The 24,408-nt window shown below is 66.7% G+C and carries 24 protein-coding genes; 5 read left to right on the top strand and 19 right to left on the bottom strand.

Translation table 11 applies throughout. The annotated features are described in order from the left end of the window. Nucleotides 1-45: 45 nt before the first annotated feature. Nucleotides 46-432, bottom strand: coding sequence for a nitrite reductase small subunit NirD (gene nirD / locus KAQ61_RS12300; RefSeq protein ID WP_210929341.1), 387 nt, complete (start codon nt 430-432; stop codon nt 46-48). Nucleotides 433-496: 64 nt separating this feature from the next. Then, nucleotides 497-2,989 (bottom strand): nitrite reductase large subunit NirB, encoded by a 2,493-nt coding sequence (nirB, locus tag KAQ61_RS12295; protein WP_210929340.1) that lies wholly within the window; start codon nt 2,987-2,989, stop codon nt 497-499. 434 nt (nt 2,990-3,423) lie between these two features. Here nirB and KAQ61_RS12290 point away from each other — a divergent pair, with 434 nt between their 5' ends. Next, the gene (locus KAQ61_RS12290) at nt 3,424-3,864 is read left to right on the top strand and encodes a CBS domain-containing protein (protein ID WP_210929339.1); all 441 of its coding nucleotides are present in this window, start codon (nt 3,424-3,426) and stop codon (nt 3,862-3,864) included. A gap of 220 nt (nt 3,865-4,084) precedes the next feature. Here KAQ61_RS12290 and KAQ61_RS12285 read toward each other — a convergent pair whose 3' ends face one another. The 9 genes from KAQ61_RS12285 to bioB all read right to left on the bottom strand — a co-directional run bounded on the left by KAQ61_RS12285 (nt 4,085) and on the right by bioB (nt 14,732). Further along, nucleotides 4,085-4,897: an ABC transporter ATP-binding protein gene (locus KAQ61_RS12285; RefSeq protein ID WP_043384218.1), complete on the bottom strand. Its 813-nt coding sequence runs from the start codon at nt 4,895-4,897 to the stop codon at nt 4,085-4,087. After that, nucleotides 4,894-5,841: a nitrate ABC transporter permease gene (gene ntrB / locus KAQ61_RS12280; RefSeq protein ID WP_210929338.1), complete on the bottom strand. Its 948-nt coding sequence runs from the start codon at nt 5,839-5,841 to the stop codon at nt 4,894-4,896. The genes KAQ61_RS12285 and ntrB overlap by 4 nt, the downstream gene beginning before the upstream one ends. Before the next feature lie 26 nt (nt 5,842-5,867). Then, the gene (locus tag KAQ61_RS12275) at nt 5,868-7,136 is read right to left on the bottom strand and encodes a CmpA/NrtA family ABC transporter substrate-binding protein (protein ID WP_210929337.1); all 1,269 of its coding nucleotides are present in this window, start codon (nt 7,134-7,136) and stop codon (nt 5,868-5,870) included. Nucleotides 7,137-7,460: 324 nt separating this feature from the next. Further along, entirely contained in the window at nt 7,461-8,732 is a 1,272-nt protein-coding gene (locus tag KAQ61_RS12270; RefSeq protein WP_210929336.1) for a nitrate regulatory protein, read from the bottom strand. A gap of 76 nt (nt 8,733-8,808) precedes the next feature. Next, entirely contained in the window at nt 8,809-9,168 is a 360-nt protein-coding gene (locus tag KAQ61_RS12265; RefSeq protein ID WP_042416739.1) for a 5-carboxymethyl-2-hydroxymuconate Delta-isomerase, read from the bottom strand. Between the two features lie 37 nt (nt 9,169-9,205). Then, complete coding sequence (gene bioF, locus KAQ61_RS12260; protein ID WP_210929335.1) at nt 9,206-10,429, bottom strand: 8-amino-7-oxononanoate synthase; 1,224 nt, start codon at nt 10,427-10,429, stop codon at nt 9,206-9,208. 79 nt (nt 10,430-10,508) lie between these two features. Continuing rightward, nucleotides 10,509-11,183 (bottom strand): dethiobiotin synthase, encoded by a 675-nt coding sequence (gene bioD, locus KAQ61_RS12255; protein ID WP_210929334.1) that lies wholly within the window; start codon nt 11,181-11,183, stop codon nt 10,509-10,511. Between the two features lie 557 nt (nt 11,184-11,740). Continuing rightward, a complete protein-coding gene (bioA, locus tag KAQ61_RS12250; RefSeq protein WP_210929333.1) occupies nt 11,741-13,072 on the bottom strand; it encodes an adenosylmethionine--8-amino-7-oxononanoate transaminase in 1,332 nt (443 codons plus the stop codon). Between the two features lie 664 nt (nt 13,073-13,736). Beyond that, on the bottom strand, nt 13,737-14,732 hold the full coding sequence (bioB, locus tag KAQ61_RS12245; RefSeq protein ID WP_244983087.1) for a biotin synthase BioB: 996 nt from the start codon (nt 14,730-14,732) through the stop codon (nt 13,737-13,739). A 43-nt stretch (nt 14,733-14,775) separates the two neighbouring features. Between bioB and KAQ61_RS12240 the strand changes: the two genes are divergently transcribed. Both KAQ61_RS12240 and KAQ61_RS12235 read left to right on the top strand, forming a co-directional pair. Beyond that, nucleotides 14,776-14,916 (top strand): hypothetical protein, encoded by a 141-nt coding sequence (locus tag KAQ61_RS12240; RefSeq protein ID WP_210929331.1) that lies wholly within the window; start codon nt 14,776-14,778, stop codon nt 14,914-14,916. Nucleotides 14,917-14,922: 6 nt separating this feature from the next. Next, nucleotides 14,923-15,114 (top strand): hypothetical protein, encoded by a 192-nt coding sequence (locus KAQ61_RS12235; protein WP_210929330.1) that lies wholly within the window; start codon nt 14,923-14,925, stop codon nt 15,112-15,114. Nucleotides 15,115-15,618: 504 nt separating this feature from the next. Here the strand turns inward: KAQ61_RS12235 and KAQ61_RS12230 are convergent. Beyond that, nucleotides 15,619-16,470 (bottom strand): segregation and condensation protein A, encoded by an 852-nt coding sequence (locus KAQ61_RS12230; protein ID WP_244983086.1) that lies wholly within the window; start codon nt 16,468-16,470, stop codon nt 15,619-15,621. Nucleotides 16,471-16,615: 145 nt separating this feature from the next. Beyond that, on the bottom strand, nt 16,616-16,819 hold the full coding sequence (locus tag KAQ61_RS12225; protein ID WP_043384194.1) for a DUF3460 family protein: 204 nt from the start codon (nt 16,817-16,819) through the stop codon (nt 16,616-16,618). A 47-nt stretch (nt 16,820-16,866) separates the two neighbouring features. Between KAQ61_RS12225 and bamE the strand changes: the two genes are divergently transcribed. Continuing rightward, the gene (gene bamE / locus KAQ61_RS12220) at nt 16,867-17,370 is read left to right on the top strand and encodes an outer membrane protein assembly factor BamE domain-containing protein (protein ID WP_043384190.1); all 504 of its coding nucleotides are present in this window, start codon (nt 16,867-16,869) and stop codon (nt 17,368-17,370) included. Between the two features lie 204 nt (nt 17,371-17,574). Then, nucleotides 17,575-18,237 (top strand): YitT family protein, encoded by a 663-nt coding sequence (locus KAQ61_RS12215; RefSeq protein WP_210929328.1) that lies wholly within the window; start codon nt 17,575-17,577, stop codon nt 18,235-18,237. Nucleotides 18,238-18,357: 120 nt separating this feature from the next. On the opposite strand, the gene soxZ is transcribed toward KAQ61_RS12215, so the two are convergent. From soxZ to KAQ61_RS12185, 6 genes are all read right to left on the bottom strand, one after another. Next, nucleotides 18,358-18,693 carry a thiosulfate oxidation carrier complex protein SoxZ gene (soxZ, locus tag KAQ61_RS12210; RefSeq protein ID WP_370513840.1) on the bottom strand — a complete coding sequence of 112 codons (336 nt, stop codon included), beginning with the start codon at nt 18,691-18,693 and terminating at the stop codon, nt 18,358-18,360. Between the two features lie 13 nt (nt 18,694-18,706). Further along, the gene (locus KAQ61_RS12205) at nt 18,707-19,207 is read right to left on the bottom strand and encodes a thiosulfate oxidation carrier protein SoxY (RefSeq protein WP_210929327.1); all 501 of its coding nucleotides are present in this window, start codon (nt 19,205-19,207) and stop codon (nt 18,707-18,709) included. Nucleotides 19,208-19,299: 92 nt separating this feature from the next. Then, nucleotides 19,300-20,640 carry an FAD-dependent oxidoreductase gene (locus KAQ61_RS12200; RefSeq protein WP_042416827.1) on the bottom strand — a complete coding sequence of 447 codons (1,341 nt, stop codon included), beginning with the start codon at nt 20,638-20,640 and terminating at the stop codon, nt 19,300-19,302. Nucleotides 20,641-21,019: 379 nt separating this feature from the next. Next, a complete protein-coding gene (locus tag KAQ61_RS12195) occupies nt 21,020-22,063 on the bottom strand; it encodes a YeeE/YedE family protein (protein ID WP_210929326.1) in 1,044 nt (347 codons plus the stop codon). Nucleotides 22,064-22,461: 398 nt separating this feature from the next. After that, nucleotides 22,462-23,739, bottom strand: coding sequence for an NAD(P)/FAD-dependent oxidoreductase (locus KAQ61_RS12190; protein WP_210929325.1), 1,278 nt, complete (start codon nt 23,737-23,739; stop codon nt 22,462-22,464). Continuing rightward, nucleotides 23,739-24,080, bottom strand: coding sequence for a c-type cytochrome (locus KAQ61_RS12185; protein WP_042416705.1), 342 nt, complete (start codon nt 24,078-24,080; stop codon nt 23,739-23,741). Before KAQ61_RS12185 ends, KAQ61_RS12190 begins: the two co-directional genes overlap by 1 nt. Nucleotides 24,081-24,408 lie beyond the last annotated feature (328 nt).

Below are 24,408 nucleotides of genomic sequence, written 5' to 3'. Positions count from 1 at the left end.
TTCAGGGCTTTGGCGCAGGCGGGACGGGCGCGGGCAGCTATGGTTTCAGGAAGTGGGTGCGCAGCGGCGCGCCGGCCCGGCGATGGGGCGTGCCAGGTCGGTGGCCTTGGTGGCCAGCTCGGTCGCATCCAGGTAGACCATGCCGTCCTGCACCTGCACGGCAAAGCCGGGGGTGCAGCCTTCGTCGGGCGCGGCGGCCTGGCCGTCGCACAGGCCGATGGTCCAGTTGTGCATGGGACAGGCCACGCTGCGGCCGAACACGATGCCCTGCGACAGCGGGCCGCCCTTGTGCGGGCAGCGGTCCAGCAGGGCGAAGACTTCGTTGTCTGCATTGCGGAACAGGGCCACGTCCAGCCCCTGGGGGCGGGCGACGCGGCGGGCGCCGAGGACCGGGATGTCGTCGACGGCGCAGATGGCTTGCCAGGTGGTCATAGCTATTCCTTTGGGAGCTTTTGGCGCTCGTGGGTATTGGGCTGAATGGCGATTGGGCGCTGCATCACGCGGTGACTGCCTGGCCTGCGGGCAGGGCGGGAAGGATGGGAATCACGCGCTGGAACTGGCGCGCATCGACATGCGCCTTGTCCAGCTCGAACCAGGGGTCGGGCTCGCCATCCAGCGCAAACTGCAGCTGGGCCCACAGGGCCTGGCGGCCGGCCGCGTCGTCGAGGATGCGGCGCTTGACATAGTCCAGGCCCACGCGGTGCACGTAGTGCACGGTGCGCTCCAGGTACCAGCCTTCCAGGCGGTACAGCTGCATGAAGGCGCCCGTGTACTCCAGCACCTCCTCGGCGGTCTTGAGCTTGGTGAAGAAATGCGCCACCTCGGTCTTGATGCCGCCGTTGCCGGCGATGTGCATCTCCCAGCCGCTGTCCACGCCGATGATGCCCACGTCCTTGATGCCCGATTCCGCGCAGTTGCGCGGGCAGCCGCTGACGGCGAACTTCACCTTGTGCGGGGCGTACATGCGCCACATGGCGCGCTCCAGGTCCTTGCCCAGCTGGGTGCTGTCCTGGGTGCCCATGCGGCACCATTCGCTGCCCACACAGGTCTTCACCGTGCGCAGCGCCTTGGCGTAGGCGTGGCCGCTGGGCATGCCGATGTCGTTCCACACGGCCTGCAGGTCTTCCTTCTTCACGCCCAGCAGGTCGATGCGCTGGCCGCCCGTGACCTTGACGGTGGGGATCTGGTATTTGTCCACCGCATCGGCGATGCGGCGCAGCTCGCTGGCAGTGGTCTCGCCGCCCCACATGCGCGGGATCACGCTGTAGGTGCCATCTTTCTGGATGTTGGCGTGGCTGCGCTCGTTGATGGCGCGGCTTTGCGGGTCGTCCTGGGCCTCCTTGGGCCAGGTGCTGACCAGGTAGTAGTTCACGGCAGGGCGGCAGGTGGCGCAGCCATTGGGCGTGCGCCATTCCAGGTGGCGGAAGACCGCGTCCGTGGTCAGCAGGTGGTGCTGGGCGATGGCCTCGCGCACCGCCTGGTGGCCGTGGCTGGTGCAGCCGCACACGGCCTTGGTCTTGGGCGTGGCGGAGTAGTCGCCGCCGGCGGTGAACATGATGATCTGCTCCACCAGTCCGGTGCACGAGCCGCAGCTGGCGCTGGCCTTGGTGTGCTTGCGCACCTCGTCCAGCGTGAACAGGCCTTTTTCCTGGATGGCCTTGCAGATGGCGCCCTTGGTCACGCCGTTGCAGCCGCAGACCTCGTCGCTGTCGGCCATGGCCGAGGCCTTGCTGTGCCCTTCGTGGCCGGTGTCGCCGATGTTGGACTCGCCAAACATCAGCCGGTCGCGCAGGTCGGCGATGGAGCGGCCCTCGCGCAGCAGCTTGAAGTACCAGCTGCCGTCGACGGTGTCGCCATACAGGCAGGCGCCCACCAGCTTGTCGTTTTGGATCACCAGCTTCTTGTAGACGCCGCCACCGGGGGCAGAGGGGTCGCGCAGCACGATTTCTTCGGTGTCCGCGCCGCCCTGGAAGTTGCCGGCCGAAAACAGGTCGATCCCCGTGACCTTGAGCTTGGTGGAGGTCAGCGAGCCCTGGTAACGCCCGATGCCCCATTCGGCCAGGTGGTTGGCCAGCACCTTGCCCTGCTCGAACAGCGGGGCCACCAGGCCATAGGCCACGCCGCGGTGGGCGGCGCATTCGCCCACGGCGTAGATGCGCGGGTCGGTCACGGTCTGCAGCGTGTCGCTGACCACGATGCCGCGGTCCACATGCAGGTGCATGCGCTGCGCCAGCGCGGTGTTGGGGCGGATGCCCACGGCCATGACCACCAGATCGGCCGGGACTTCGCTGCCATCCTTGAAGCGCACGGCGCGCACGCGGCCGCCCTCGCCCGCCAGCAGCTCCTGGGTCTGGGCCTGCATCAGGAACTGCATGCCGCGCTCGGCCAGCGACTGCTGCAGCATCCGGCCGGCCACATCGTCCAGCTGGCGCTCCATCAGCCATTCGTTGGCGTGCACCACCGTCACCTGCATGCCGCGCTTCATCAGGCCGTTGGCGGCTTCCAGCCCCAGCAGGCCGCCGCCGATGACCACGGCGTGGCGGTAGCGGCTGGCCGCGTCGATCATGGCCTGGGTGTCGGCAATGTCGCGGTAGGCCAGCACGCCCTGCAGGTCGTGGCCCGGAATCGGCAGGATGAAGGGTTTGGAGCCCGTGGCCAGCACCAGGCGGTCATAGGGGGCGCTGACCTGGCGGCCTTCGGCATCCACGCCGTGCACCAGGCGGCGCACGCGGTCGACCTCGGTCACCGTGACCCCGGCATGCAGGGTGATGCCGTGCTCCTGGTACCAGGCCCAGTCGTTGAGCACGATCTCGTCGAGCGTCTGCTCGCCCGCCAGCACGGGCGACAGCAGGATGCGGTTGTAGTTGGGATGGGGTTCGGCGCCGAAGACGGTGATCTCGTACAGATCGGGTGCGATCTTCAGCAGCTCTTCCAGGGCGCGCACACCGGCCATGCCGTTGCCCACCAGCACCAGTTGGGATTTTTTCATCGTGCCCCCAAGGCAGTTCGCCACAACAAAAAGGCGTCCACACGCGGGGCGGGCCAAAGGCCTGCTGCGTGGGGACGCCGTCGTCCTGCGAGACTGGTGCACCGTTGCACACGCCCCGCACGCGGCCTGCATCGGCCGCAGGCTAGCTATGCAAGCTGCGTGCCAGGATGGCGGGCACCGCGTTGCTTCTCCGGGGACGTGGCGCAGGTGCTCTCGTCAGGGGGCGCCGGGGCTGGCGGCCCGCACGCCGGGCTGCGCCGCGCTGGGGCAGGGCTGCACCATGCTGGGGGCGCCGAGCGCCGGTGTGCCCAGCACGGCGCAGGGGGCAAGCGCCGGTGGACGACAGGGACATGGGGATAAAGCCCGGTTGCATGGCGCACCCGGATGGGCTGAAATGGTTTTTCACATCTGTGTTTTTTGCCCGGAGCTGTTCCATGACCACTGTTGCAGAGATCCTCAAGTCCAAGACCTCCTCCATGGTGTTTGCCATTGCCCCGACGGCGACGGTCTATGAGGCCCTGCGCCTGATGGCCGAGCAGGGCATCGGCTCGCTGCTGGTGAAGGACGACGAGACCATCGTCGGCATCTTCACGGAGCGCGACTATGCGCGCAAGATTGCCCTGATGGGGCGCACCTCGGCGCAGACGCGGGTGAGTGACGTGATGACCACGTCGGTGCTGTTCGTGCAGCCCAGCCAGACCAGCGAGGAGTGCATGCAGCTCATGACCAGCAAGCGCCTGCGCCACCTGCCCGTGGTGGACAACGGCCGGTTGGTGGGCCTGGTCTCCATCGGGGACCTGGTCAAGGACATCATTTCCGAGCAGAAATTCATCATCGAGCAGCTCGAGCACTACATCAACGGCGGCAGCCGCTAGGCCGGGAAAGGCCCCCTGCGCGGCGGGGCTGCTCCCCCTTCTCTCGGATGGCTGCGCAATTCGGCAAAGGCGACGCCGCCAGCGCGGTGGTCCTGCGCTTGCGCGGCGGCCCTGCTCTGGTTCTGGGGCACGCCGGTTTTGTGCGCCGTGCGACGAAAGGCGGGGAGACAAAAAAGCCCCGACGGCATGCCGTCAGGGCCTGGGCAGGGTGATGGCCGGGTCAGGCGGCCTTTTCGACGTGCCCCTGGCGCGTGTAGAGGAAGTCGATCACGGCCTTGCGGCAGCGCTGGTACTCGCGGTCCTCGGCCAGGGCGACGCGCTGGCGCGGGCGGGCCAGGGGCACGTGCAGCACTTCGCCGATGGTGGCGGCCGGCCCGTTGGTCATCATCACGATCTTGTCGGACAGCAGCACGGCCTCGTCCACATCGTGGGTCACCATGACCACCGTGCTGTGCGTGCGTGCCACGATCTCCAGCAGCTCGTCCTGCAGCTTGGCGCGCGTCAGGGCGTCCAGCGCGCCGAAGGGCTCGTCCATCAGCAGCACCTGGGGTTCCATGGACAGGGCGCGGGCAATGCCCACGCGCTGCTTCATGCCACCCGAGATCTCGCCGGGGCGTTTCTGCGCCGCATGGCCCAGGCCGACCAGTTCCAGGGCCGCATCGGTGCGCGCCTTGAGCTGGGCCTTGCTCTCCTTGGCGCCAAACACGCGCTCCACCGCCAGGTGCACATTGCCCCAGCAGGTCAACCAGGGCAGCAGCGAGTGGTTCTGGAAGACCACGGCGCGCTCGGGCCCCGGGCCCTTGATCTCCTTGTTGGCGCACAGCAGGGCGCCGGCGGTGGGCGTGGTCAGTCCGGCGATCAGGTTCAGCAGCGTGGACTTGCCGCAGCCCGAGTGGCCGATGAGGCTGACGAACTCGCCCTTGGCAATCTGCAGGTGGATGCCCTGCAGCGCGGGAAACAGGCCCTTGGCGGTCTTGAAGGTCTGCTCCACGCCCTGGATCTCGAGGTACTTGGTGGACAGCGATGCGTTCATGATTTCACCTCTTCGAACGTGAAGGCCGAAGCCAGCTTGACCAGGGCCCACTCCAGCAGCAGGCCGACGATGCCGATCACGAAGATGGCGATGATGATGTTCTTGACGTTGAGGTTGTTCCACTCGTCCCAGACCCAGAAGCCGATGCCCACGCCGCCGGTCAGCATCTCGGCCGCCACGATCACCAGCCAGGCTGTGCCCACGGCCAGGCGCACGCCGGTCAGCAGGTAGGGCAGCACGGCCGGGAACAGGATGGTGGTGGCGATCTTCCACTCCGACAGGTTCAGCACCCGTGCCACGTTCATGTAGTCCTGGGGTACGCGTTGCACGCCGACGGCGGTGTTGATCACCATGGGCCAGATGGAGCAGATGAAGATGGTCCAGATGGCGGCCGGGTTGGCCCCCTTGAACACCAGCAGGCCGATGGGCAGCCAGGCCAGGGGCGAGACCGGACGCAGCAGGCTGATCAGCGGGTTGACCATGCGCGACAGGAAGCTGAAGCGCCCGATCACAAAGCCCAGCGGGATGCCGACCAGCGCCGCCAGGCCAAAGCCCAGGGCCACGCGCTGCAGCGAGGCCAGCACGTTCCAGCCCACGCCCTGGTCGTTGGGGCCGTTGCGGTAGAAGGGATCGCTGAAGACCTCGACGGCCTGGGCCCAGGTGGCCTGCGGGCCGGGGATGGACTGGCCGGTGCTGCTGGCCACCACGGACCACAGGCCGATCAGCAGCGCCAGGCCCAGGGCCGGTGGCAAGGCCCAGGCCAGCAGGGCCTCCAGCCGCCTGCGCGCGCCGGGCCGGGCGGGTGCGGCGGCGGTGGGTGTCAAGGGTTTTTCGGCTTTGGACAAGGTACTGCCTGCGCTGGTAGCTATGGATTTGGGGGGGGTGTGCGGGGCGTCGCCGGGGGCGGAACGCTCATGCGGGGAGTGGAAGACGGCGCTGACCATGGGGGTTCTCCGTTAGCGTGGTGGCCTCAGGCCTTGATCTTGAAACTGTCGGCGTACTGGGCGGGGTTCTTGCCATCCCACACCACACCGTCCATGAGCTTGCTGCTGCGCATCGCGTCCTTGGGCACGGCCACCTTGAGCTGGCTGGCCGCCTGGGTGTACAGGTCGATGCGGTTGATCTGCTTGGCCACGGCCAGGTAGTCGGGGTGGCTCTTGAGCAGGCCCCAGCGCTTGTGCTGCGTCAGGAACCACATGCCATCGCTCAGGTAGGGGAAGTTCACCGCCCCGTCGTTGAAGAACTTCATGTGGTGGGGGTCGTCCCAGGTCTTGCCCAGGCCGTTCTGGTAACGGCCCAGGATGCGCTGGTTGATGGCGTCCACACTGGTGTTGATGTAGGACTTCTGGGCCACGGTCTCGGCCATCTTCAGCTTGTTTTGCAGGCTGGCATCGATCCAGCGGCTGGCTTCCAGAATCGCCATGATCACGGCACGGCAGGTGTTGGGGTACTTCTGCGCGAACTCGCCGGTGGCGCCCAGCACCTTCTCGGGGTGGTCTTTCCAGATGTCCTGGGTGGTGTTGGCCGTGATGCCGATGCCATCCATGATGGCGCGGTGGTTCCAGGGTTCGCCCACACAGAAGCCGTCCATGTTGCCCACGCGCATGTTGGCCACCATCTGTGGCGGCGGCACGGTGATCAGCTTGGCGCCCGACAGCGGGTTGATGCCGGCGGCCGCCAGCCAGTAGTGCATCCACATGGCATGGGTGCCTGTGGGGAAGGTGCCGGCAAAGGTGTAGTCGCGCGGGTTCTGGGCCATGGCCTTGGCCAGGCTGGGGCCGTCCACGGCGCCCTTGTCGGCCAGGGCCTTGGACAGGGTGATGGCCTGGCCATTCTGGTTCAGGCCCATGAGCACGGCCATGTCCTTCTTGGGGCCTCCCACGCCCAGGTGCAGGCCGTAGACCAGACCGTAGAGCACATGGGCAAAGTCCAGCTCGCCATTGACCAGCTTGTCACGCACGCCGGCCCAGCTGGCTTCCTTGCTGGGGGTGATCTTCACGCCGTACTTCTGATCCAGGCCCAGTACCGAGGCCATGACCACGCTGGCGCAGTCGGTCAGCGGGATGAAGCCGATCCGGACCTCTTTCTTTTCCGGAGTGTCGGAGCCGGCGGCCCAGACGCCGCCATGGCCCAGCTGGGTGAACAGGGCGGTGCCTGCCGCGGCCCCTGCGGTCTGGCGCAGGAACTGGCGGCGCGAGGCCTGGGGATCGGCGGGGCGGTGTGGGGCGTGCTGTGCCATGGAGGGCTCCTTCAATGCGTGGGCAAAATCGAAAGATGGTCCCGCTAAGCACAACGGCGTCCCGATCCTTCCTGCAGGCAGGGGGATGGGGACGCCGTTGTCCATAGGGGGGAATGGGTGGATCCCTGACCGCCTTTGGCCGAGATTCGCCAAGCAAGAAGCAGAAACTGTGCCAGCTGCCACCGACCCTGGATGTCCCAGGCAGGGCGGCCCGGTGCAGCCCATGCGGTTGCTGCAATGCAGCAAAGTGGTGCCGAAGCAGCCTGCTTTTGGTGCGTGGCCGCCCGCATGCCCCGCGTGTGCGGGGGGCAGGCGCTGCCGGGCTCAGCCGGCGTGGCCGGGCAGGGGCAGCAGGTCGGCCATGGCCAGCATGGCCTCGGCCACGTCGATGAGGCGGCGGTTCTGGTTCATCGCCGTCTGGCGCAGCAGCTTGTGGGCCTCGGCCTCGCTCATGCCGCGGTGGGTCATCAGCAGGCCCTTGGCGCGCTCCACGGTCTTGCGTTCGGTCAGCGCCGTGCGCACGGTCTCCAGCTCATGGTGCATGGCCTGCAGGCGCAGCGACTGCTCCTGCACCAGGGCCATCACGGACTGGCCCAGTTGGGGGGCGTAGTCGGTGCCGGGGCGCAGCACCAGGTTGGTGTTGGAGGTGTTGAAGAAGTCCGGCAGGGCCCCGGCCGCGTCGCTGGCGCTGTGCAGCATGCTTTGTGGGTGGGCCAGGGCCGCCTGGGCAGCCTGCAGCTGGGTGTGACAATGCTGCAGCAGCTCGTCGGCCAGCGTGGTCTCGATCTCGTACATGGTGTCCATGCGCAAGGTGCAGGCGTCAAACCAGATCTCGCCCAGCTCCATGTCCAGCGGGGCGTCGGCGGGCGAGGTGCAGCCGATGCGGCGCAGCCGCTCGATGGTGGTCAGGTGGGGGCTGTGCATGCAGGCGGCCTGCCACAGGGCCAGCGGGGTGGCGGGGGCGCATTCGGCAAAGACCTGCAGGCAGCGCTCCTGTGAGTCGATCAGGTGCAGCCAGTGCTGCTGGCGGGTGGCGGTGCTGGTGCCGCTGCTGAAGACCGTGGCACCGGTGGCGCGTTCCTGGCCGGCCAGCTCCTTGCCCTGCATGAAGTGCAGCATGGCAATCAGCAGGCGCGAGATGTCGGGGTGGGTGGCGCTGTCGGCGGCCTCGAAGACCACGGCCAGCAGGCCGGCGATCAGGCGGATGTAGGCCTGGGTGGCGGCATCGGGGCTGAGGTCCAGCGCGGCGATGCGGGCACGCAGCGCCGGCAGCGCATCCAGCCCCTGCAGCACATAGGCGATGTGGTTGCACAGGCGCGCGCCATGGCTGCCGCGCAGCGCCTGGAGGTCCAGCGAATCCAGCACGCCGCGCAGCGCGCGTGCGCTGTGCGTGCTGGCCTGGACCTGGGTGTGCAGGGCCTGGCGGGCGCGCTGGCCGTGGCTGGCCAGCAGGATGTTGGACAGGCCGCGCTCTTTCTGCAGCGCATGGATCAACTCGCCCAACTGGCGCACCAGGGTGCTGGTGCGCTGCAGCCGGTGCAGTTCGTCAATTTCGCATTGCCGGGCGGCAATCAGGTAGTGCAGGGCAGTGGACATGGTGGTCACGGCAGGGCGTCAGTGCCTGCTGCCATGCAAATCGCATGCCGTCCTGCTGCGGCGGCCCGGGCAGGGCTTAGAGCTTGCCCTTGAAGTAGCTGGGCTTGTCCATGTCCACGATGTCCACGCTCAGCTGCACTTCCAGGCCGGCTTGCGCAGGAATCACGGACTTCAGCACCGCTGCGATGCGGTCGGACAGCTCTTTCTTGACTTCGGCCGTGCGACCGGCCATCAGGCGCAGTTCCACGTGGGCGAAGGCGCGGCCGGCGCTGTTCAGGCCGATGCGGTAGTGGCTCACTTGGGCGATGCGTGTTTTGACATCGGCCTCGTCGCTGACGGTGGGGTGGCCGCAGACGGTGGCATTCAGCGCTTCCATCAGGGCGGCTTCGTTCAGGCCTTGCAGGTTGTTGGTGTATTCCACATACATATGGGGCATGGTGTGTCTCCTGGAATTGAGGGGCAAAAGTTGGCGCTCATTGTGCCTCGGCGACAAGCCCCCGATCGGCCAAGGACTGCAAGGCATCCACGAGGGCGGCCACATCCGCGGCCGTGTGCGCGGCCGACAGGGCGATGCGCAGGCGCGCCGTGCCCGCCGGCACGGTGGGCGGGCGGATGGCGGGCACCCACAGGCCGCGCTGGCGCAGGCCTTCCATCAGCGCCAGGGCGGCGCCGTTGTCGCCGATGACCAGGGCCTGGATGGGCGTGTCCGAGGGCAGCAGGCGCCAGCCGGTGCGCGCCAGCAGCGGCTGCAGGCCGGTGCGCAGCTGCTGGATGCGGGCCTGCAGCTGCGCACGCAGGGCATCACCGTCTGCGATGACCCGCAGGCTGGCCTGCAGCGCGCGCGCCAGCAAGGCCGGTGCGGCCGTGGCGAAGGTGTAGCTGCGCGTGGTCTGCAGCAGCCATTCGATCAGGTCTTCGCTGCCGGCCACCAGCCCGCCGGCCGCGCCGGCGGCCTTGCTCAGCGTGGCCATGTACAGCACGCGTGGGCTGGCGTGGGCGCCCGTCAGTCCCGCGGCGGCCAGGCTGCCCCGGCCTTGCGGGCCGCGGATGCCCAGGCCGTGCGCGTCGTCCAGCATCAGCAGGGCGTCATGGCGTTCGCACAGGGCCAGCAGGCCGGGGATGTCGGCCACATCGCCATCCATGCTGAACACGGCATCGCTGACCACCAGCTTGCGGGCGCAGGGGCTGGCCGCCAGCAGGGCTTCCAGGGCGGCCAGGTCGCCATGCGGGTAACGCTGGATGCTGGCGCGCGACAGGCGGCAGCCGTCGATCAGGCTGGCGTGGTTCAGCGCGTCCGAAAAAATGCCATCGCCCGCACCGACCAGGGCCGGGATGACGCTGGCATTGGTGGCAAAGCCGGCATAGAAGTACAGCGCGCGTGGCAGCTGCAGAAACTGCGCCAGCTCCTGTTCCAGCGCTGCATTCGCCGTGCTGTGGCCGCTGACCATGGGCGAGCCGCCCGAGCCCACGCCAAAGTGCAGCGCCGCATCGCGTGCGGCCTCGATCAGTGCCGGGTGCAGGGCCAGGCCCAGGTAGTCGTTGCTGCAGAACTGCAGCATGGGCTGGCCGTTGATGGTGATGTGCGCGCCCTGCTGGGGCGCCACGGTGCGGCGGGTGCGGCGCAGTTGCTGGGCATCCAGCGCTGCCAGCTGCCGGGGCAGGGCCTGCAGCCAGGAGGTGGGGGACAAGGTGTTCATGGCAGGGAGAACTTTTGAGGAGCCGCGGAATCTGGGTGGTGCAGCGACCACCCGCCGTGGAGGGAGTGGGTGGTAGGGGTCATTGCCACGCAGTGGGCAGTTGGACGGGGACGGCGCGCGCATCGGGCTGCGCTTGCCAGGGGAGGTCGGCCAGCAGTGGCGCACCCAGGTGCTGGCGCAGGTAGGCCAGGTTGGCCTCGGGTTCGCGCATCTGCGGATCGACGCGGCTGGCAATCCAGCCCGCCAGCGGCAGCCCGCTGGCGCGGATGGCATCGGCCGTCAGTAGGGCGTGGTTGATGCAACCCAGCCGCAGTCCGACCACCAGCACCACCGGCAACTGCAGCGCCACGGCCAGATCAGCGATGCGCAGGTGGGGGGACAGCGGCACCTGCCAGCCGCCTGCGCCTTCCACCACCACGGCATCGGCCTGGGCCGCCAGCAGCTGGTAGGCCTGCAGGATGGGCGCGAGCTGCACGGTGACGCCCGCGCGTTCGGCGGCGATGTGGGGTGAGACCGGGTCGGGCAGCAGCACCGGGTTGTCGAGCTGCGGCGGCACCACCAGCGTGGAGGCCGCGCGCAGCGCCAGGCTGTCCTCATTGGCCCAGCCGCCCTGGCCATCCGGCTCGGCGCCGGACGCCACCGGTTTCATGCCCACCACCCGGCGGTGGTGCCGCGCCAGGGCATGCAGCAGGGCGCAGCTGGACAGGGTCTTGCCGACGCCGGTGTCGGTGCCGGTGACAAAACAGGCAATCATGGTTGGGGGCTCCTGATCAGTGTTTTTTTGGGTGGGATGTGGTTGATTTGACGGCAGGTGCCGGGCGTTCGCCCCGGCGGGTGACCTCCTTTCATTTGTCTCGCCCAATGAAAGGAGGCAAAGCAAAGGCGACTCTGCCGAGTGCTTGGCCGTGGAACTCGCTACGCGCTGTTGGCGCTGCGCTCAGACAGCCACGGCAATTCAGGTGGCGGGTGGCAGTCCTGTCTCGCAGCGCTGCTGCGGCAGGCCTGCGGGAAGAGCCAGCGCTGTGACGAAGCATGCAAACGTAAAGAGGCACAGCGCCACCCGTGTGCGCGCAAGCGTCGCGCACCACAAGGATGTCCTTCTGACTTCCGGCGGCTGTCTGAGCGCAGCGCCTGCGGCGCGCAGCGAGTTCTGCCGGACAGCCGTCGGCAGACGCGCTTCTTTGGTCACTTTCTTGTCGTGGACAAGAAAGTGACTCGGCCGCCGGGACGAATTCCCGGCTTCTGTCATTCAACATGGCACGTCCTCGGAAAGTAAAAATAAAGCTTTTAGGCCTCTAGCGCTTGCTGGCACTACGCTGACAGCTCTGCTTCTTGCAGCAAGCAGTCCTCCAGCGCTGCCAGCGTCTGGGTCGCCAGGTGCTGCACCTCGTCGGCATCCAGCACATACGGCGGCATGCAGTACAGCGTGTGGCCGATGGGCCGCAGCAGCAGACCACGCGAACGGGCGGCGGCGTGGTAGCGCTGGGCAAAGTCGGGCAGGGTGGTGGCAATGTCCCAGGCCCAGACCATGCCCATCTGACGGGCATGGCGCACGCGCGGGTGGGTGTTGAGCGGGGCGAAGGCGGTGGTCAGCTGTGCCGCCAGCGCGCGGTTGGCCTGCAGGGTGTCGAGCTGCTCAAACAGCTCCAGCGTGGCCAGCGCGGCGCGGCAGGCCAGCGGGTTGCCGGTGTAGGAGTGCGAGTGCAGAAAGGCCCGCGCCGCCTCGGTGCCGTAGAAGGCCTGGTACACGGTGTCCGTGGTCAGCACCGCCGACAGCGGCAGGGTGCCGCCGGTCAGGCCCTTGGACAGGCAGATGAAATCCGGCGTGATGTCGGCCTGCTGGTGGGCAAACAGGCTGCCCGTGCGGCCAAAACCGGTGGCGATCTCGTCGACCACCAGGTGCACCTGGTAGCGGTCGCACAGCGCGCGGGCCTGGCGCAGGTAGGCGGGGTCGTACATGGCCATGCCGGCGGCGCACTGGATCAGCGGCTCCACGATCAGCGCGGCGGTCTGGGCGTGGTGCTGCTGCAGCCAGGCCTCCAGCGCCGCAGCGGCGCGCCGGGCCACGTCGGCGGCGGTTTCGCCGGGCAGGGCGGTGCGGGCATCGGGGCTCGGCACGGTGGCGGACAGGCGCACCAGGGGCGCGTAGGCGCTGCGGAAGATGGGTACGTCGGTGACGGACAGCGCCCCCACGGTCTCGCCGTGGTAGCCGCCGGCCATGCCGACAAAACCGTTCTTTTCGGGCCGGCCGACGTTGCGCCAGTAGTGGGTGCTCATCTTCAGCGCCATTTCGGTGGCCGACGCGCCATCGCTGCCATAGCTGGCGTGGCCCAGGCCGGTCAGCGCGGCCAGCTTTTCCGACAGCTCGACCACGGCCGCGTGGGTGCAACCGGCCAGCATGACGTGGTCCAACTGCTGCAGCTGATCGGTCAGCGCGGCACGGATGTGTGGGGGGCTGTGGCCGAACAGGTTGACCCACCAGGAGCTGATGGCGTCCAGGTAGCGGCGGCCTGCGGTGTCATACAGCCACGGCCCCTGCGCACACGCGACGGCCAGCAGGGGCTCGGTCTCGTGCCGCTTCATGGGGGTGCAGGGGTGCCAGACGGCCGCGAGGCTGCGGGTGGCGAGGTCGGATGAGTTCATGTGAATGACACCTTGGCTGGCAGCGGTATGGCTTGTTTCAAAGGGGTGCTCTAAAAAACTAGAGCTTTTGGCGCTTGCTGGTATTTGGGTTGCTGGATAAAAGTCTTTAATTTTTTTAGAGGCTGTTTTTGCTTTGAAGACAGAGGCCGAGAGTTCGTCCCGGCGGCCGAGTGACTTTCTTGTCCGCGACAAGAAAGTCACCAAAGAAGCGCGTCTGCCGACGGCTGTCCGGCGGAACTCGCTGCGCGCTGGCAGCGCTTCGCTCACACAGCCGCCGGAAATCAGAAGGACCTCCTTGAGGTGCGCGACGCTTGCGCGCGCACTTTGGCGCGTTGCCTTTTCACTCGTGCATGCTGGAGCACAGCGCTGGTGCTTCGCAGACCTGCCGCAGCTTTGCTGCGAGACAGGGCTGCCACCCAAGGCCTGAATTGCCGTGGCTGTCTGAGCGCAGCACCATAAGCGCGCAGCGAGTTCCACGGCAAAGCACTCGGCAGAGTCGCCTTGGCTTTGCCTCTTTTCATTGGGCGAGACAAATGAAAGGAGGTCGCCCGCCGGGGCGAACTCCCGGTCTCTGCCCCTGAATGGGGCATGGACGGATGCAAGCCCAATCAGCGTCAAAGCCAGTACCGACGAGCGCAATCAGCGCTTCTTTTTCAAGCCATCCTCATTCCGCCGTGGTCGTGGTCTTCAGCCCCTGCAGCCCCAGATTGCGCAGCAACGTGGTGTCGGCCTCGACATCGGGGTTGCCCGTCACCAGCAGCTTGTCGCCATAGAAGATGGAGTTGGCGCCCGCCATGAAGCACAGCGTCTGCACGGCCTCGCCCAGTTGCTGGCGGCCGGCCGACAGGCGCACGCGCGCGGTGGGCATGGTGATGCGGGCCACGGCAATCACGCGCACGAAGTCCAACGGGTCCACCGGATCGCTGTCGGCCAGCGGGGTGCCGGGCACGCGCACCAGGCTGTTGATGGGCACGGACTCAGGGTAGGGATTCAGATTGGCCAGCTGCGCGATCAGCCCGGCGCGGTGCACCGGCGCTTCGCCCATACCGATGATGCCGCCGCAGCACACGCTGATGCCGGCGCCGCGCACGGCGGCCAGGGTGTCCAGGCGGTCCTGGTACTGGCGGGTGCTGACCACGTCCTGGTAGTACTCGGGCGCCGTGTCCAGGTTGTGGTTGTAGTAGTCCAGTCCGGCCTCGCGCAGCGACTGGGCCTGGTGGGGTTGCAGCATGCCCAGCGTGGCGCAGGTCTGCAGGCCCAGGCCTTTCACGGCAGCGATCAGTTCGTTCATCTTCTCGATGTCGCGGTCCTTGGGCGCACGCCAGGCGGCGCCCATGCAAAAGCGGGTGGCACCGGCATCCTGCGCGGCCTTGGCGGCGCGGGTGACTTCCTCCACGCTCATCAGCTTTTCGGCCTTCACGCCCGTGTCGAACTCGGCCGCCTGCGGGCAGTAGCCGCAGTTCTCGGGGCAACCGCCGGTCTTCACCGACAGCAGCGTGGCCAGCTCGATCTCGCCATCGGGCCAGTGCTGGCGGTGCACGGTCTGGGCGCGGTACAGCAGCTCCATGAAGGGCAGGTCCAGCAGTTGCTGGACGGCCTCGACCGACCAGCGCTGGTGACCGCTGTCGGCGACGGGGGCGGCAGGCTGGTGCCAGTGCATGGGCTGGGCCACGGGGGGGGCGCAAGTCTCGCTGGGGTGGGACATGGAATGGTTCCTCGAAAAGCCTGCAAGCAGGGATGCCATTCATTGTCAGCACAAAAAAATCGATTGTCCGCAGCGAAAAGTTGGTGGCTGGGTTTGGCAGGAGATGCTGTGGGTTGGGTTAATTTTGGCGGTTGAATAAAGGAAGTTGGCTGGTTTTGCAGGGGTGTTGTCAGCGGGCTTTGGCTTTTGTGTACAACGTGCAGCGATTGGCGCTCAATTGCAGGGAGTGGACGGGCCGCAGTTGCATCAATTGCTGCAAAAAGACGGCATTTATCGGTATGAATTCGCGGTAGTTACGGTTTTTTGGCAAAAAAATCCAAAATATTTTGTATGGTGAAATGAAAAAAACTGCAGCCCCTGAAAAACAGTGGTTAAAAGTTGAGTGAATTAAAGGGGAATGGCGGTGTGGTGCTGGGGTTTCAAAAACCATAGCGGAATGCGTAGTCTTTGCAGGGTATGCCGCCTGTTTTGATGGTGACTGCGTGGAACAGATAGATGCCTGGTGTGCGTCATCAGGTCGACAAGGCCTTGCGGTCTTGTGGGGTGGTGGCGGGAATGGCGCCGTCAGCGCCGCCGCAGCAGGGTGCGGTGGAGGGGGGCAGGCCGTCGCCAGTCTTGCCGGCAACCCGGTGGTGGGGTGATGCCTTGTGCTGGAGTCGGAGTGCACGGTGAACTGTGGGGCTGGTCGGGCTTCCTGGTGGCCGCGCGCAGCACGGCGCAGCGTGCAACGGTGTCCGGGGGGGCAAGACTGGCAGTGGGCCGTCTTGCGGAGGCGGCGGCAGGCGCGATGCCCGACGGAGCGCTGCGCGGGCAAGTGCCTTGCCTTTCGCCCTTGGGCGCCTCAGTCGCGCTCGTACAGCTCTTCTTCGAGTCCCAGCGGGGCGCTGGCGGTCGTTGCGGCTGGGCGGTAGGCCAGGCGCACGTAGATGGGGGCGTAGGCCTCGGCCTGGGTGATTTCGATCAGGGTTTCCTTGCCCAGCTCCAGCAGGGCAATGAAGGTGACGACCAGCACGGTGCTGCCCTTGCTGGGGTCGAAGATGCGCTCGAACTCCACAAAGCGCTGGCCTTGCAGCTGTTTGAGGATCTGGCTCATGTACTCGCGCACCGACAGCTCTTCGCGCGTGATGCGGTGGTGCTGGACCAGCTTGGCGCGCTTGAGGATGTCGCGCCAGGCGGCTTGCAGCTCACCCACCGCCACATCGGGAAAGCGGGGCTGCAGGCTTTGCTCGATGTGCACCTGGGCCTTGAGGAAATCGCGCCCGTACTGCGGCAGGGCGCTGATCTGCTGCGCGGCCAGCTTCATCTTCTCGTACTCGAGCAGACGGCGCACCAGCTCGGCACGCGGGTCTTCGGCTTCTTCCTCGCCCTCTTTCTTCTTGGGCGGCAGGAGCATGCGCGACTTGATCTCGATGAGCATGGCCGCCATCAGCAGGTACTCGGCCGCCAGCTCCAGGTTGCGGCTGCGGATCTCGTCCACATAGCGCAGGTACTGCTGCGTCACTGCCAGCATGGGGATGTCGAGGATGTTGAAGTTCTGCTTGCGAATCAGGTACAGCAGCAAGTCCAGCGGGCCTTCGAACGCTTCCAGGAACACCTCCAGCGCATCCGGCGGGATGTAGAGGTCGTTCGGCAGCTTGAACAGCGGCTCCCCGTACAGGCGCGCCAAAGCCACCTGATCGACCACGTCGGGCATCAGGTCGGCGTTGGCCGATGCCGCCGTGGCAGGCAGCTCGGCAGGTGCGGTGTCGGGGGCGCTATCGCTCATGTGGATTCAACAACAAGAGCGCCCGGCGCTTGCTGGGCAAGGGCCGGGCCATGAAAACACGGACAAAGTGTTTTCAGTTGTGGGTCTGGTAGACGTAGGGCTGCTGGGCCACACGGGCTTGCTCGGAGTCGGCTTGCACTTCGTAGTTCACCTGCTTGTCCCACAGCAGGGCGCGGCCGGCCAGTTGCTGGGCTTCCAGCTGGGGCTTGTCCTTTTTCATCTGGTTGATGAAATCGGTGACTTCGGATGTGTAGTGGGGACGGGCAAAAATGGACATGGACTGGTAACCTCTCTGGATCAAGGATTCTACCGGGACCACTGTCCATGAACTTTTTCAACCGTCTGACGGCCGCCGTGGCAGCGGTGGCCACCTGTGTGCTGACCCTGGTGGGCTGTGACCAGCAGAAGATTGACACGCTGGAGGAGGGCCTGTCCACGGAGGTCGATGTGCGCAAGGCCTTTGGCGAACCCGAGACCATCTGGCCCGAAACCGATGGTTCGCGCACCTTCGAGTACCCCCGCCAGCCCATGGGGCACCGCAACTACATGATCACCATCGGGCCGGATGGCGTGATGACGGCCCTGCGCCAGGTGCTGACCCCGCATGTGTTCGAGCAGGTGCAGCCCGGGATGACGCAGGAGCAGGTGCGGCGTTTGCTGGGCAAGCCCGCCCAGCGCATGACCTACGAGCGCAAGCAGGAGACTGACTGGGACTGGAACTGGATCGATCCGCCCAACCAGGAGATGGAGTTCACGGTCACTTTTGGTGCGAATGGCACCGTGAAGAAGAGCGGTAGCCGCATCAAGCAGCAACAAGGCGACCGCTGAGCCCAGGCCTGCGATGGCGCGCAGGACCGGAAAATGCTCTAATTGCTGCACTGCAGCAAAATACCTGTCAGCGCCGGGACCTAGTGCTGCGTTGTGAGTCCTGCACCCCTGGGTCGAATCCCGGTGGCGCATTTCTTGCTTGATTGCAGCATTGATGTATGCGGGGCGGCCACAAGCCGGCTCCGCAGAAAAACGGTACCCGCCATGAGCACCACCACCACTTCGCCCGTTTCCGAGCCTGCGCTAAGTGCGCCAGCCTCTGCCCCTGTCCAGGTCGCCCGGCACGGCCGCTATGAAGATGCCCAGGCCCTGTTCTCGGGCTCGCTGTTCGTTGGCATCGCCATGATGATGTATGCCCAGGCTGGGCTGCTGACGGGCAGCACCGCCGGTCTGGCCTTTGTGCTGCATTACGCCACGGGCCTGTCCTTTGGTAGCATCTACTTCCTGATCAATATTCCGTTCTACTGGTTCGCGTGGAAGTACGTGGGCAAGGAATTCACGGTCAAGACCTTTTTGTCGGTGGCCCTGCTGTCGGTGATCACCGAGTTCGGTCCGCAGTTCATCCACATCGATTACCTGCACCCCGCCTTTGCGGCGATTGCGGGCGGGTTGCTGATGGGCACTGGTGTGCTGTTCCTGGCGCGGCACCGCTCCAGCCTGGGGGGCGCCACCATCGTCTCGCTGTACGCCCAGGACCGCTGGGGCATTCCGGCGGGCAAGGTGCAGATGGCCATCGACTGTGTGGTGGTGGCACTGGCGCTGTGGGTGGTGCCCTTCGAGCGCGTGGCCTGGTCGGTGCTGGCCGCCGTGGTGATGGGGGTTTTCCTGGCTGTCAGCCACCGCCCCGGACGCTATGCCGGTCAATAAAGAGAGCTGCTGACGCAGATCAGATAAGGGCTGGAAGGCTATTTGATACATAAAAAAGCCCCGCAGGTGTTGCGCCTGCGGGGCTTTGTCTTGGGCCGGATGGGCTGCACTGCGCTGCGCTCAGCCCACCGTGATGGTCTTGCTGGCCGTCAGCGTGGCGCCCTGGTCGTCCTTCCAGAACATGGTCAGCTCGCCGCTGTGGCGCGCCTTGAAGGTGAACTCGATGTAAGGGTTCTGGGCGATGGAGGTGCCGGGGTCCCAGGTGAAGATCAGCTTGCCGCCGAGCTTGGCCTCGAAGTGGCTGAGGATGTGGCGCGGGCGGGCCTTGCCGGTGGCGGGGTCGACGCGCAGGCCGGTTTCCATGACGTGCTCCATCTGCGCGCGCACGCGCAGGATGTCGCCGGCCTTGGGCTTTTCATTGCTGACCCAGACGCGGGCCGGTTTGTTCATGCTCATGGCGTGGTTCCTTTCACATGCCGCAGCCGCTGGCGGCCACGGTGACGGCCTGCTTGGCCGCCAGGACCTTGCCGCTCTTCATGCGCGCCAGCACGTGCACGGTCTGCGACTGGCTCAGGCGGATGCGCACGGCCGCCTCGGCGGTGCCGGTGTCGGCGGTGAAGCGCATGCGGCAGGCCAGCGGGATGGGGTTGAGCTCGGCCACCACCATCAGCTCCTCGCACCAGTCCTGCTCAGTGATCGGCAGGGTGACCTTGGCCTTGACGGGCACGGCGCTGGGGTTGTCGGCCAGCACCGGCACATCCAGCTGCAGCCCCTCGGCCTGCGGCGTGGCGCTGCCGATGAACTGCTCCATGGTTTTCTTGAATTCCACGGGGTTGGGGGCCAGGGGACCAACCAGCGGCGTTTTCGCCGTGGCTTGGGCCAGCGCCGCACCGGGCAGGGCCAGGCTGGCCCCTGCGGCGGCAGCGCCGGCCACCAGGTGGCGGCGGGTCAGGGAAGATGCAGGTTTCATATCAGTGCGGGGAGACGATCTGGAGGGTGCGTGGGGGCCGTTGCGGGCCTCCACCGTCCGGCCGGGGCCGCAGGGTGGAGGGCGCGCTGCGCTCAGATGCCGAGGAAGTCGCTGAACTTGCCGTTGATCCAGGCAAAGTCTTCCTTGACCAGATCGGGCGTGCGCACGTCCATGTCGATCTGGGTCTGGTTGACCTGGCCGTTGGCGTCCACTTCGTATTCGAACTTCACCGAGATTTCTTCCTGTGGGTCGCCATTGACCATCATGTAGCACAGGTTGTCCGGCAGCAGCGGGGTGACCTCCTGGCCGGCCACGCGCTGGGCGATGTTCTTGGCCACGATCTTACCGATGTAGTTGGCCACGTGGGCGCTCTTGGGGTAGTGGCCGAACTGGGGCGAGATGGCCCCCATCAGGTCGCCCACGAAGTACACGCGGTCGTCGCTGTTGGCGGTGAAGTAGCGCACGTTCATGTCGGCCCAGCCCGTGGGCTTGCCGTCGGGGGTCTTGCCGATCAGGTCGGCCCACCACACCATCTCGGCGGCCTGGTGGGGCGGCATGAGGATGGCGTCGTCGAACTGGAACTCACCGGCCGCGGTCTTGATGCGCTTGTTGAAGGGGTCCACCTCCTGCACGCGGGCGTTGGGTACGTGGGTGATGATGTCCGCGTACAGCTCGTCGAAGGCCTGCTTGTAGCCCACGCCGATGGGCGCGATCTTGGGCTTGGGGTCCAGGATCAGGATCTTGCCGGGGATCTTGTGCTTCTTGATGTGCCAGGCGATCAGGCAGGCGCGCTCGTAGGGCGAGGGCGGGCAGCGGTGCGGTGGTGGGGGCAGGGTCATGACCAGGGTGCCACCCTTGAAGTTCTTGACCTTGCTCTTGAGCGCCAGCATCTCCTGGTTGGGGATGTAGGCGTTGGGAAAGTGCTTGCGCGTGTAGTCGATGGCCTTCTGGTCGTTGCCGAACCAGGCTTCGTAGTCATTGCGGATGCCGCCGGACAGGATCAGGAAGTCGTACTCGATCAGGCCATGGGCGGTGCGCACCAGCTTCTTGTCGCGCTCGAAGCCGGTGACTTCGGTCTGCAGCAGCTTGTAGCCGTACTTGTTGGCGGGGTGCAGCATGTCGCGGTTCACGAAATCGGTGTTCACGATGTCGATCAGCCACTTGTTGCTCATGGGGCCGGACCAGAACGTGGGGTTGCGCTCCAGCAGCACCACGTCGGAGTTGGGGATCAGCTCGCGCAGGTAGCGCGCGGCCGTCATGCCCCCCCAGCCGCCGCCGCAGATCACGATGCGCGGGCCCTTGCCTTCGCGCGGCAGGATGCGCGATTGGGGCGTCATGATGGTTGGGGCAGCCAGCGTGGCGATGGGCACGGCCGCCGCAGCGGCCCCCAGGGCCATCGCGGGCGGGGTCATCAGAAAGTGGCGTCGTTGCAGGGTCATGGTTCCTCCTTGGGGTGGGAAATCGGGTCAATCCAATCGACAGGGCGGTGCATGCAGGTGCCGCCGCAGGGCTTGCGGCGACCAGATTGCAAAGGGAACAGGGCAGGACCATGCCGGATGACCATGCTGGTGCAACAACACGGGGCGGCGGGCAGTGTTCAGGCTCCTGGCGTGGCAGGAGCCACATCCATTGCGTCAACGAAACTCAGGGCGCAGGCTTGAGCGTTGGGCGCAAGCACTGGGGCAACCAGGTACTTGCGGGCAAGGATGGGTAAATCCCTCTCAGCCGTCACGCGGCACAAGCAGAGCTGTCTGGGGCGCGATTCTAGACCAGGGGGGGCAAAAAGCTACCAATTGCAACTGGTGCGCTCGGTCAAGTGCGCCGGCCCCACAGTTGCAGGCACAGGACGCTGCCCAGCACGATGCCAGCCACGGCCGGCCCGGTGGCCCAGGCCAGGGTGGTGATGCCGGTCAGCCCCTGGCCGATGGAGCAGCCCGCGGCCAGCAGGCCGCCAAAGCCCATCAGCCAGCCGCCGATGGCGCTCCGGGCCAACTGGGCGGGGCTGTTGAACCCTTCCCAGCGTGCGGTGCGGCTGGCCAGGGCCGTGGCCCCTGCGCCCACCAGCACGCCCAGCACCATGGCCGAGGCGGCATCGAACTCGCGGCCCACGGCCACCTGCACATACAGCAGCGTCTCGGCGATGGGGGAGATGAAGCTCAGCGAGGTCAGCCGGGCCGGATCGAAGGGGTCGACGCCGACCGTGGCGCTGATCCACCAGCCCACGGCCACCAGGGCGCCGATCACCAGTGCCGATAGCGCTTGCACCGGGCTGTGGCGCAAGGCCGGGCGGTACAGGGCATAAGCCATCAGCAGCAGTGCAGGAACGATAGCAAGCAGCGCATAGATGGCGCCGGCAGACCAGCCCTGGGCCTGCAAGGCCTCGGACACGGTGGCATGTTCGGCGGCGGTGGGCGCCAGGCCCTGGAACCACTGGCGCAGCGGCACCAGGATGCCGGTGGAGCTGGCCTGCGCGCCCAGTGCCAGAAACACCACGGTCACGAGGGCGCGCAGGTTGCCGCCGGCCAGCAGCACCAGCGAGCGCGCACCGCAGGCATTGGCCAGCACCATGCCCAGCGCAAATACGGCGCCGCCGAAGAAAACCCCGGCGATGGAGAAGTTGGGCCGCACGATCTGGGCCTTGCCCAGGTCCACCAGGCCGGCCCACTGCAGGCCCTGCGATGCCAGCAGGGCCACGGCCACGGCCAGGGCGAACGCCTGCAGCGCCGGTGCGCTGCCGCGGGGTTCGGCGCCATCCAGCCCCAGGCTCTGGCGCAGGCCGCGCAACAGGCAGAAACGCCCCAGGCGCGCGGCGACACCAAAGGCCACGCCCAGGAAAAAGGTCAACCACAACAACATAGCAATTCCTCAAGCAGCGCGCATGCTAAACCAAGCGGGGCACAGGGCAGAGGGCGCGCATGCCAGGGGCGGACAAGCAATCCCCCGGTGCCTTGCGGGGAGGCCCGTGGTTGGCGCAGTCCTGCGCCAGCCCATCCGCCCCGGGCGCCATCGGGCGGCCCAGCCCATAAAAAAGGAGCGCGCACTACGCTCCTTGGGCGTGGTGGTGGCTGAATGCTCTGATTCTCAGGCCCGCACGGCAGGGGGATGTCCCCTGTGGTTGCCTTGGATCGCACCCCGGGACACCAGGGCCAGCAAGCCAGGGCCGCCCTGCAGCGGCACCCGACATCCCCTTTCCCGCCACACCCAGGGTGGTGCGCCAAGGGGGCGGGCGCATCAGCGCCCCAGGGGCGTCGCCATCAGCGGTCCCAGATGTCCGTGCTGATGGCCTTGTACCAGGCCGCGCCGTAGACGGCCTCGGCCTTGCGGAAGCCCGCGTCGGCGTTTGCCGGGCTGACGCCACCGGAGCCTGGCACCTCGATCAGCTTGCCGGCTTCGCTGCGGTACACGCCCGCCACCGAGATGCCGTAGTCCGTGCCGATCAGGCTGTAGCAGGTGTTGGCGAAGGCTGCCTGGGGCTGGGGCTGTCCGGTCAACTCAGCCGCAATCGCGGCGGCAGCCACCTTGCCCTGGGTGTTGGCGGCAAAGCCCGACTTGGGCATGGGCGCGGCCTGGGTGGCATCGCCCAGCACATAGACGTCCTTTACCAGGGTGGACGCGAAGCTGTCGGGCTGGATCGGCACCCAGCCGCTGGCATCCGTGACCCCAGCGCGGTCGGCGATGAAGCCGGCCTTCTGCGGCGGGATGACGTTCAGCACGCTGGCCTGGTGCTTGGTGCCGAAGGCGGTCTCCACCACGCGCTGCTTGGCGTCCACCCGCACGACCTGGCCGTCGTCCGACTGCTTGACCCATTCGATCATGTCGCCGTACAGCGCCTTGTAGCCCTGCAGGAACAGGCCCTGCTTGGAGAAGGCGTCCTTGTTGTCCAGCAGCAGGATCTTGCTCTTCGGCTTGTGCTGCTTGAAATAGTGGGCCACCATGGCCGCGCGCTCGTAGGGGCCGGGCGGGCAGCGGAAGGGGTTGGCCGGAATCACCATCACAAAGGTGCCACCGTCTTCCATGGCTTCCATCTGCTGGCGCAGCAGCTGCGTCTGGGTGCCGGCCTTCCAGGCGTGCGGCGCCAGCTGCGCGGCGGCTTCGTCATAGCCTTCCAGCGCGCCCCAGCGCATGTCCACGCCGGGGGACAGCACCAGCTTGTCGTAGCGCAGGGTCTTGCCATTCGACAGCTTGACGCTGCGTGCTGCGGTGTCCACATCGTCGGCACGGGCGTGGACCACCTCCACGCCGGCCTTGCGCAGGCCGTCATAGCCGTGGCCAATGCTCTCGAACGAGCGCAGGCCAGCCAGGTACAGGTTGGAGAACGGGCAGGTGTAGAAGCGCTCGGCGGGCTCGACCAGGGTCACGCGCACCTGGGGGGCACGCTGCTTCAGGTAGCGCGCCGCGGTGGCGCCCCCAAAGCCGCCACCGACCACCACCACGTGGGCGGAGCCGGCCTTGGCCTGCACGATGGACGGCAGGGCCAGCGTGGCGGCACCGGCCATGGCGCTGCCCAAAACAGTACGGCGATTCACAGACATTACTGGGCCTCCTTGCTGAACCACTCGGCCAGCGCCTGGATTTGTGCGTCGTCATAGCCCTTCATCAGGCGGGTCATGACCGTGGCGTCGGCGGCGGTACCGGCCTTGAAGGCCTGCAGGCGCAGCAGCAGGTGGCGTTCACCCACACCGCGCAGGGTGGGGATGCCGCCCGTGGACTGGCCGTTGGGGCCATGGCAGTTGGCGCAGGTTCCGGCGATGACCGAGATGTCCTGCACGCTGGGACCCGCGGCGGGGGGCGTGGGTGAGGCGGCCATGGCCGCGAAAGGCGTTGTCAGCGCCAGGGCCAGCAAGGCTGGTCGCAGGGGAAGTGACAGAGGCATGCAGTCTCCTGTGGGGCTTGAGCCAGTCTCCGCGCTGCATTCGTGGGGCAGGTGGGGGACGTGCTATGTGTGTCAACAACAACCGCCGTGGCCCTGCACGCAGGAACAACGGTCAAGAGCGGCGGATTCTAGGTAACACCTTGCAACAACGGGTTAGAAGTTTCTGCGCTGTGCCTATATGCCGCCTATCGCCACGGCGGCGCAGCCGGATGGGCGGGGATGTGTGTCAGGGGTGATATAGAAAAAGTGAGCGTGCAGCGCTTGTCTATCCAGCGCTACCAGGCATTTTCATGCAAATTCAAGCCATCCAGCCGGGAGGAGTTGCCAT

It is taken from the genome of Comamonas aquatica, from assembly GCF_018064205.1.
In the GTDB taxonomy this organism is placed as follows: domain Bacteria; phylum Pseudomonadota; class Gammaproteobacteria; order Burkholderiales; family Burkholderiaceae_C; genus Comamonas; species Comamonas aquatica.
This window is presented reverse-complemented; position numbering and strand designations above follow the sequence as displayed.

Excerpts from the sequence above, each read along its gene's own strand:
- KAQ61_RS12190 (WP_210929325.1), bottom strand. The coding sequence starts at position 23,739 with ATGTCTGTGAATCGCCGTACTGTTTTGGGCAGCGCCATGGCCGGTGCC.
- soxZ (WP_370513840.1), bottom strand. The coding sequence starts at position 18,693 with ATGAGCATGAACAAACCGGCCCGCGTCTGGGTCAGCAATGAAAAGCCC.
- bioF (WP_210929335.1), bottom strand. The coding sequence starts at position 10,429 with ATGAACACCTTGTCCCCCACCTCCTGGCTGCAGGCCCTGCCCCGGCAG.
- ntrB (WP_210929338.1), bottom strand. The coding sequence starts at position 5,841 with ATGGTCAGCGCCGTCTTCCACTCCCCGCATGAGCGTTCCGCCCCCGGC.
- KAQ61_RS12230 (WP_244983086.1), bottom strand. The coding sequence starts at position 16,470 with ATGCCCGACGTGGTCGATCAGGTGGCTTTGGCGCGCCTGTACGGGGAG.
- bioD (WP_210929334.1), bottom strand. The coding sequence starts at position 11,183 with ATGATTGCCTGTTTTGTCACCGGCACCGACACCGGCGTCGGCAAGACC.
- KAQ61_RS12185 (WP_042416705.1), bottom strand. The coding sequence starts at position 24,080 with ATGCCTCTGTCACTTCCCCTGCGACCAGCCTTGCTGGCCCTGGCGCTG.
- KAQ61_RS12205 (WP_210929327.1), bottom strand. The coding sequence starts at position 19,207 with ATGAAACCTGCATCTTCCCTGACCCGCCGCCACCTGGTGGCCGGCGCT.
- KAQ61_RS12195 (WP_210929326.1), bottom strand. The coding sequence starts at position 22,063 with ATGTTGTTGTGGTTGACCTTTTTCCTGGGCGTGGCCTTTGGTGTCGCC.
- KAQ61_RS12240 (WP_210929331.1), top strand. The coding sequence starts at position 14,776 with ATGGAATGGTTCCTCGAAAAGCCTGCAAGCAGGGATGCCATTCATTGT.
- KAQ61_RS12275 (WP_210929337.1), bottom strand. The coding sequence starts at position 7,136 with ATGGCACAGCACGCCCCACACCGCCCCGCCGATCCCCAGGCCTCGCGC.
- bioA (WP_210929333.1), bottom strand. The coding sequence starts at position 13,072 with ATGAACTCATCCGACCTCGCCACCCGCAGCCTCGCGGCCGTCTGGCAC.
- bamE (WP_043384190.1), top strand. The coding sequence starts at position 16,867 with ATGAACTTTTTCAACCGTCTGACGGCCGCCGTGGCAGCGGTGGCCACC.
- KAQ61_RS12265 (WP_042416739.1), bottom strand. The coding sequence starts at position 9,168 with ATGCCCCATATGTATGTGGAATACACCAACAACCTGCAAGGCCTGAAC.
- KAQ61_RS12270 (WP_210929336.1), bottom strand. The coding sequence starts at position 8,732 with ATGTCCACTGCCCTGCACTACCTGATTGCCGCCCGGCAATGCGAAATT.
- KAQ61_RS12285 (WP_043384218.1), bottom strand. The coding sequence starts at position 4,897 with ATGAACGCATCGCTGTCCACCAAGTACCTCGAGATCCAGGGCGTGGAG.
- KAQ61_RS12290 (WP_210929339.1), top strand. The coding sequence starts at position 3,424 with ATGACCACTGTTGCAGAGATCCTCAAGTCCAAGACCTCCTCCATGGTG.
- KAQ61_RS12215 (WP_210929328.1), top strand. The coding sequence starts at position 17,575 with ATGAGCACCACCACCACTTCGCCCGTTTCCGAGCCTGCGCTAAGTGCG.
- KAQ61_RS12225 (WP_043384194.1), bottom strand. The coding sequence starts at position 16,819 with ATGTCCATTTTTGCCCGTCCCCACTACACATCCGAAGTCACCGATTTC.
- nirD (WP_210929341.1), bottom strand. The coding sequence starts at position 432 with ATGACCACCTGGCAAGCCATCTGCGCCGTCGACGACATCCCGGTCCTC.
- bioB (WP_244983087.1), bottom strand. The coding sequence starts at position 14,732 with ATGCACTGGCACCAGCCTGCCGCCCCCGTCGCCGACAGCGGTCACCAG.
- nirB (WP_210929340.1), bottom strand. The coding sequence starts at position 2,989 with ATGAAAAAATCCCAACTGGTGCTGGTGGGCAACGGCATGGCCGGTGTG.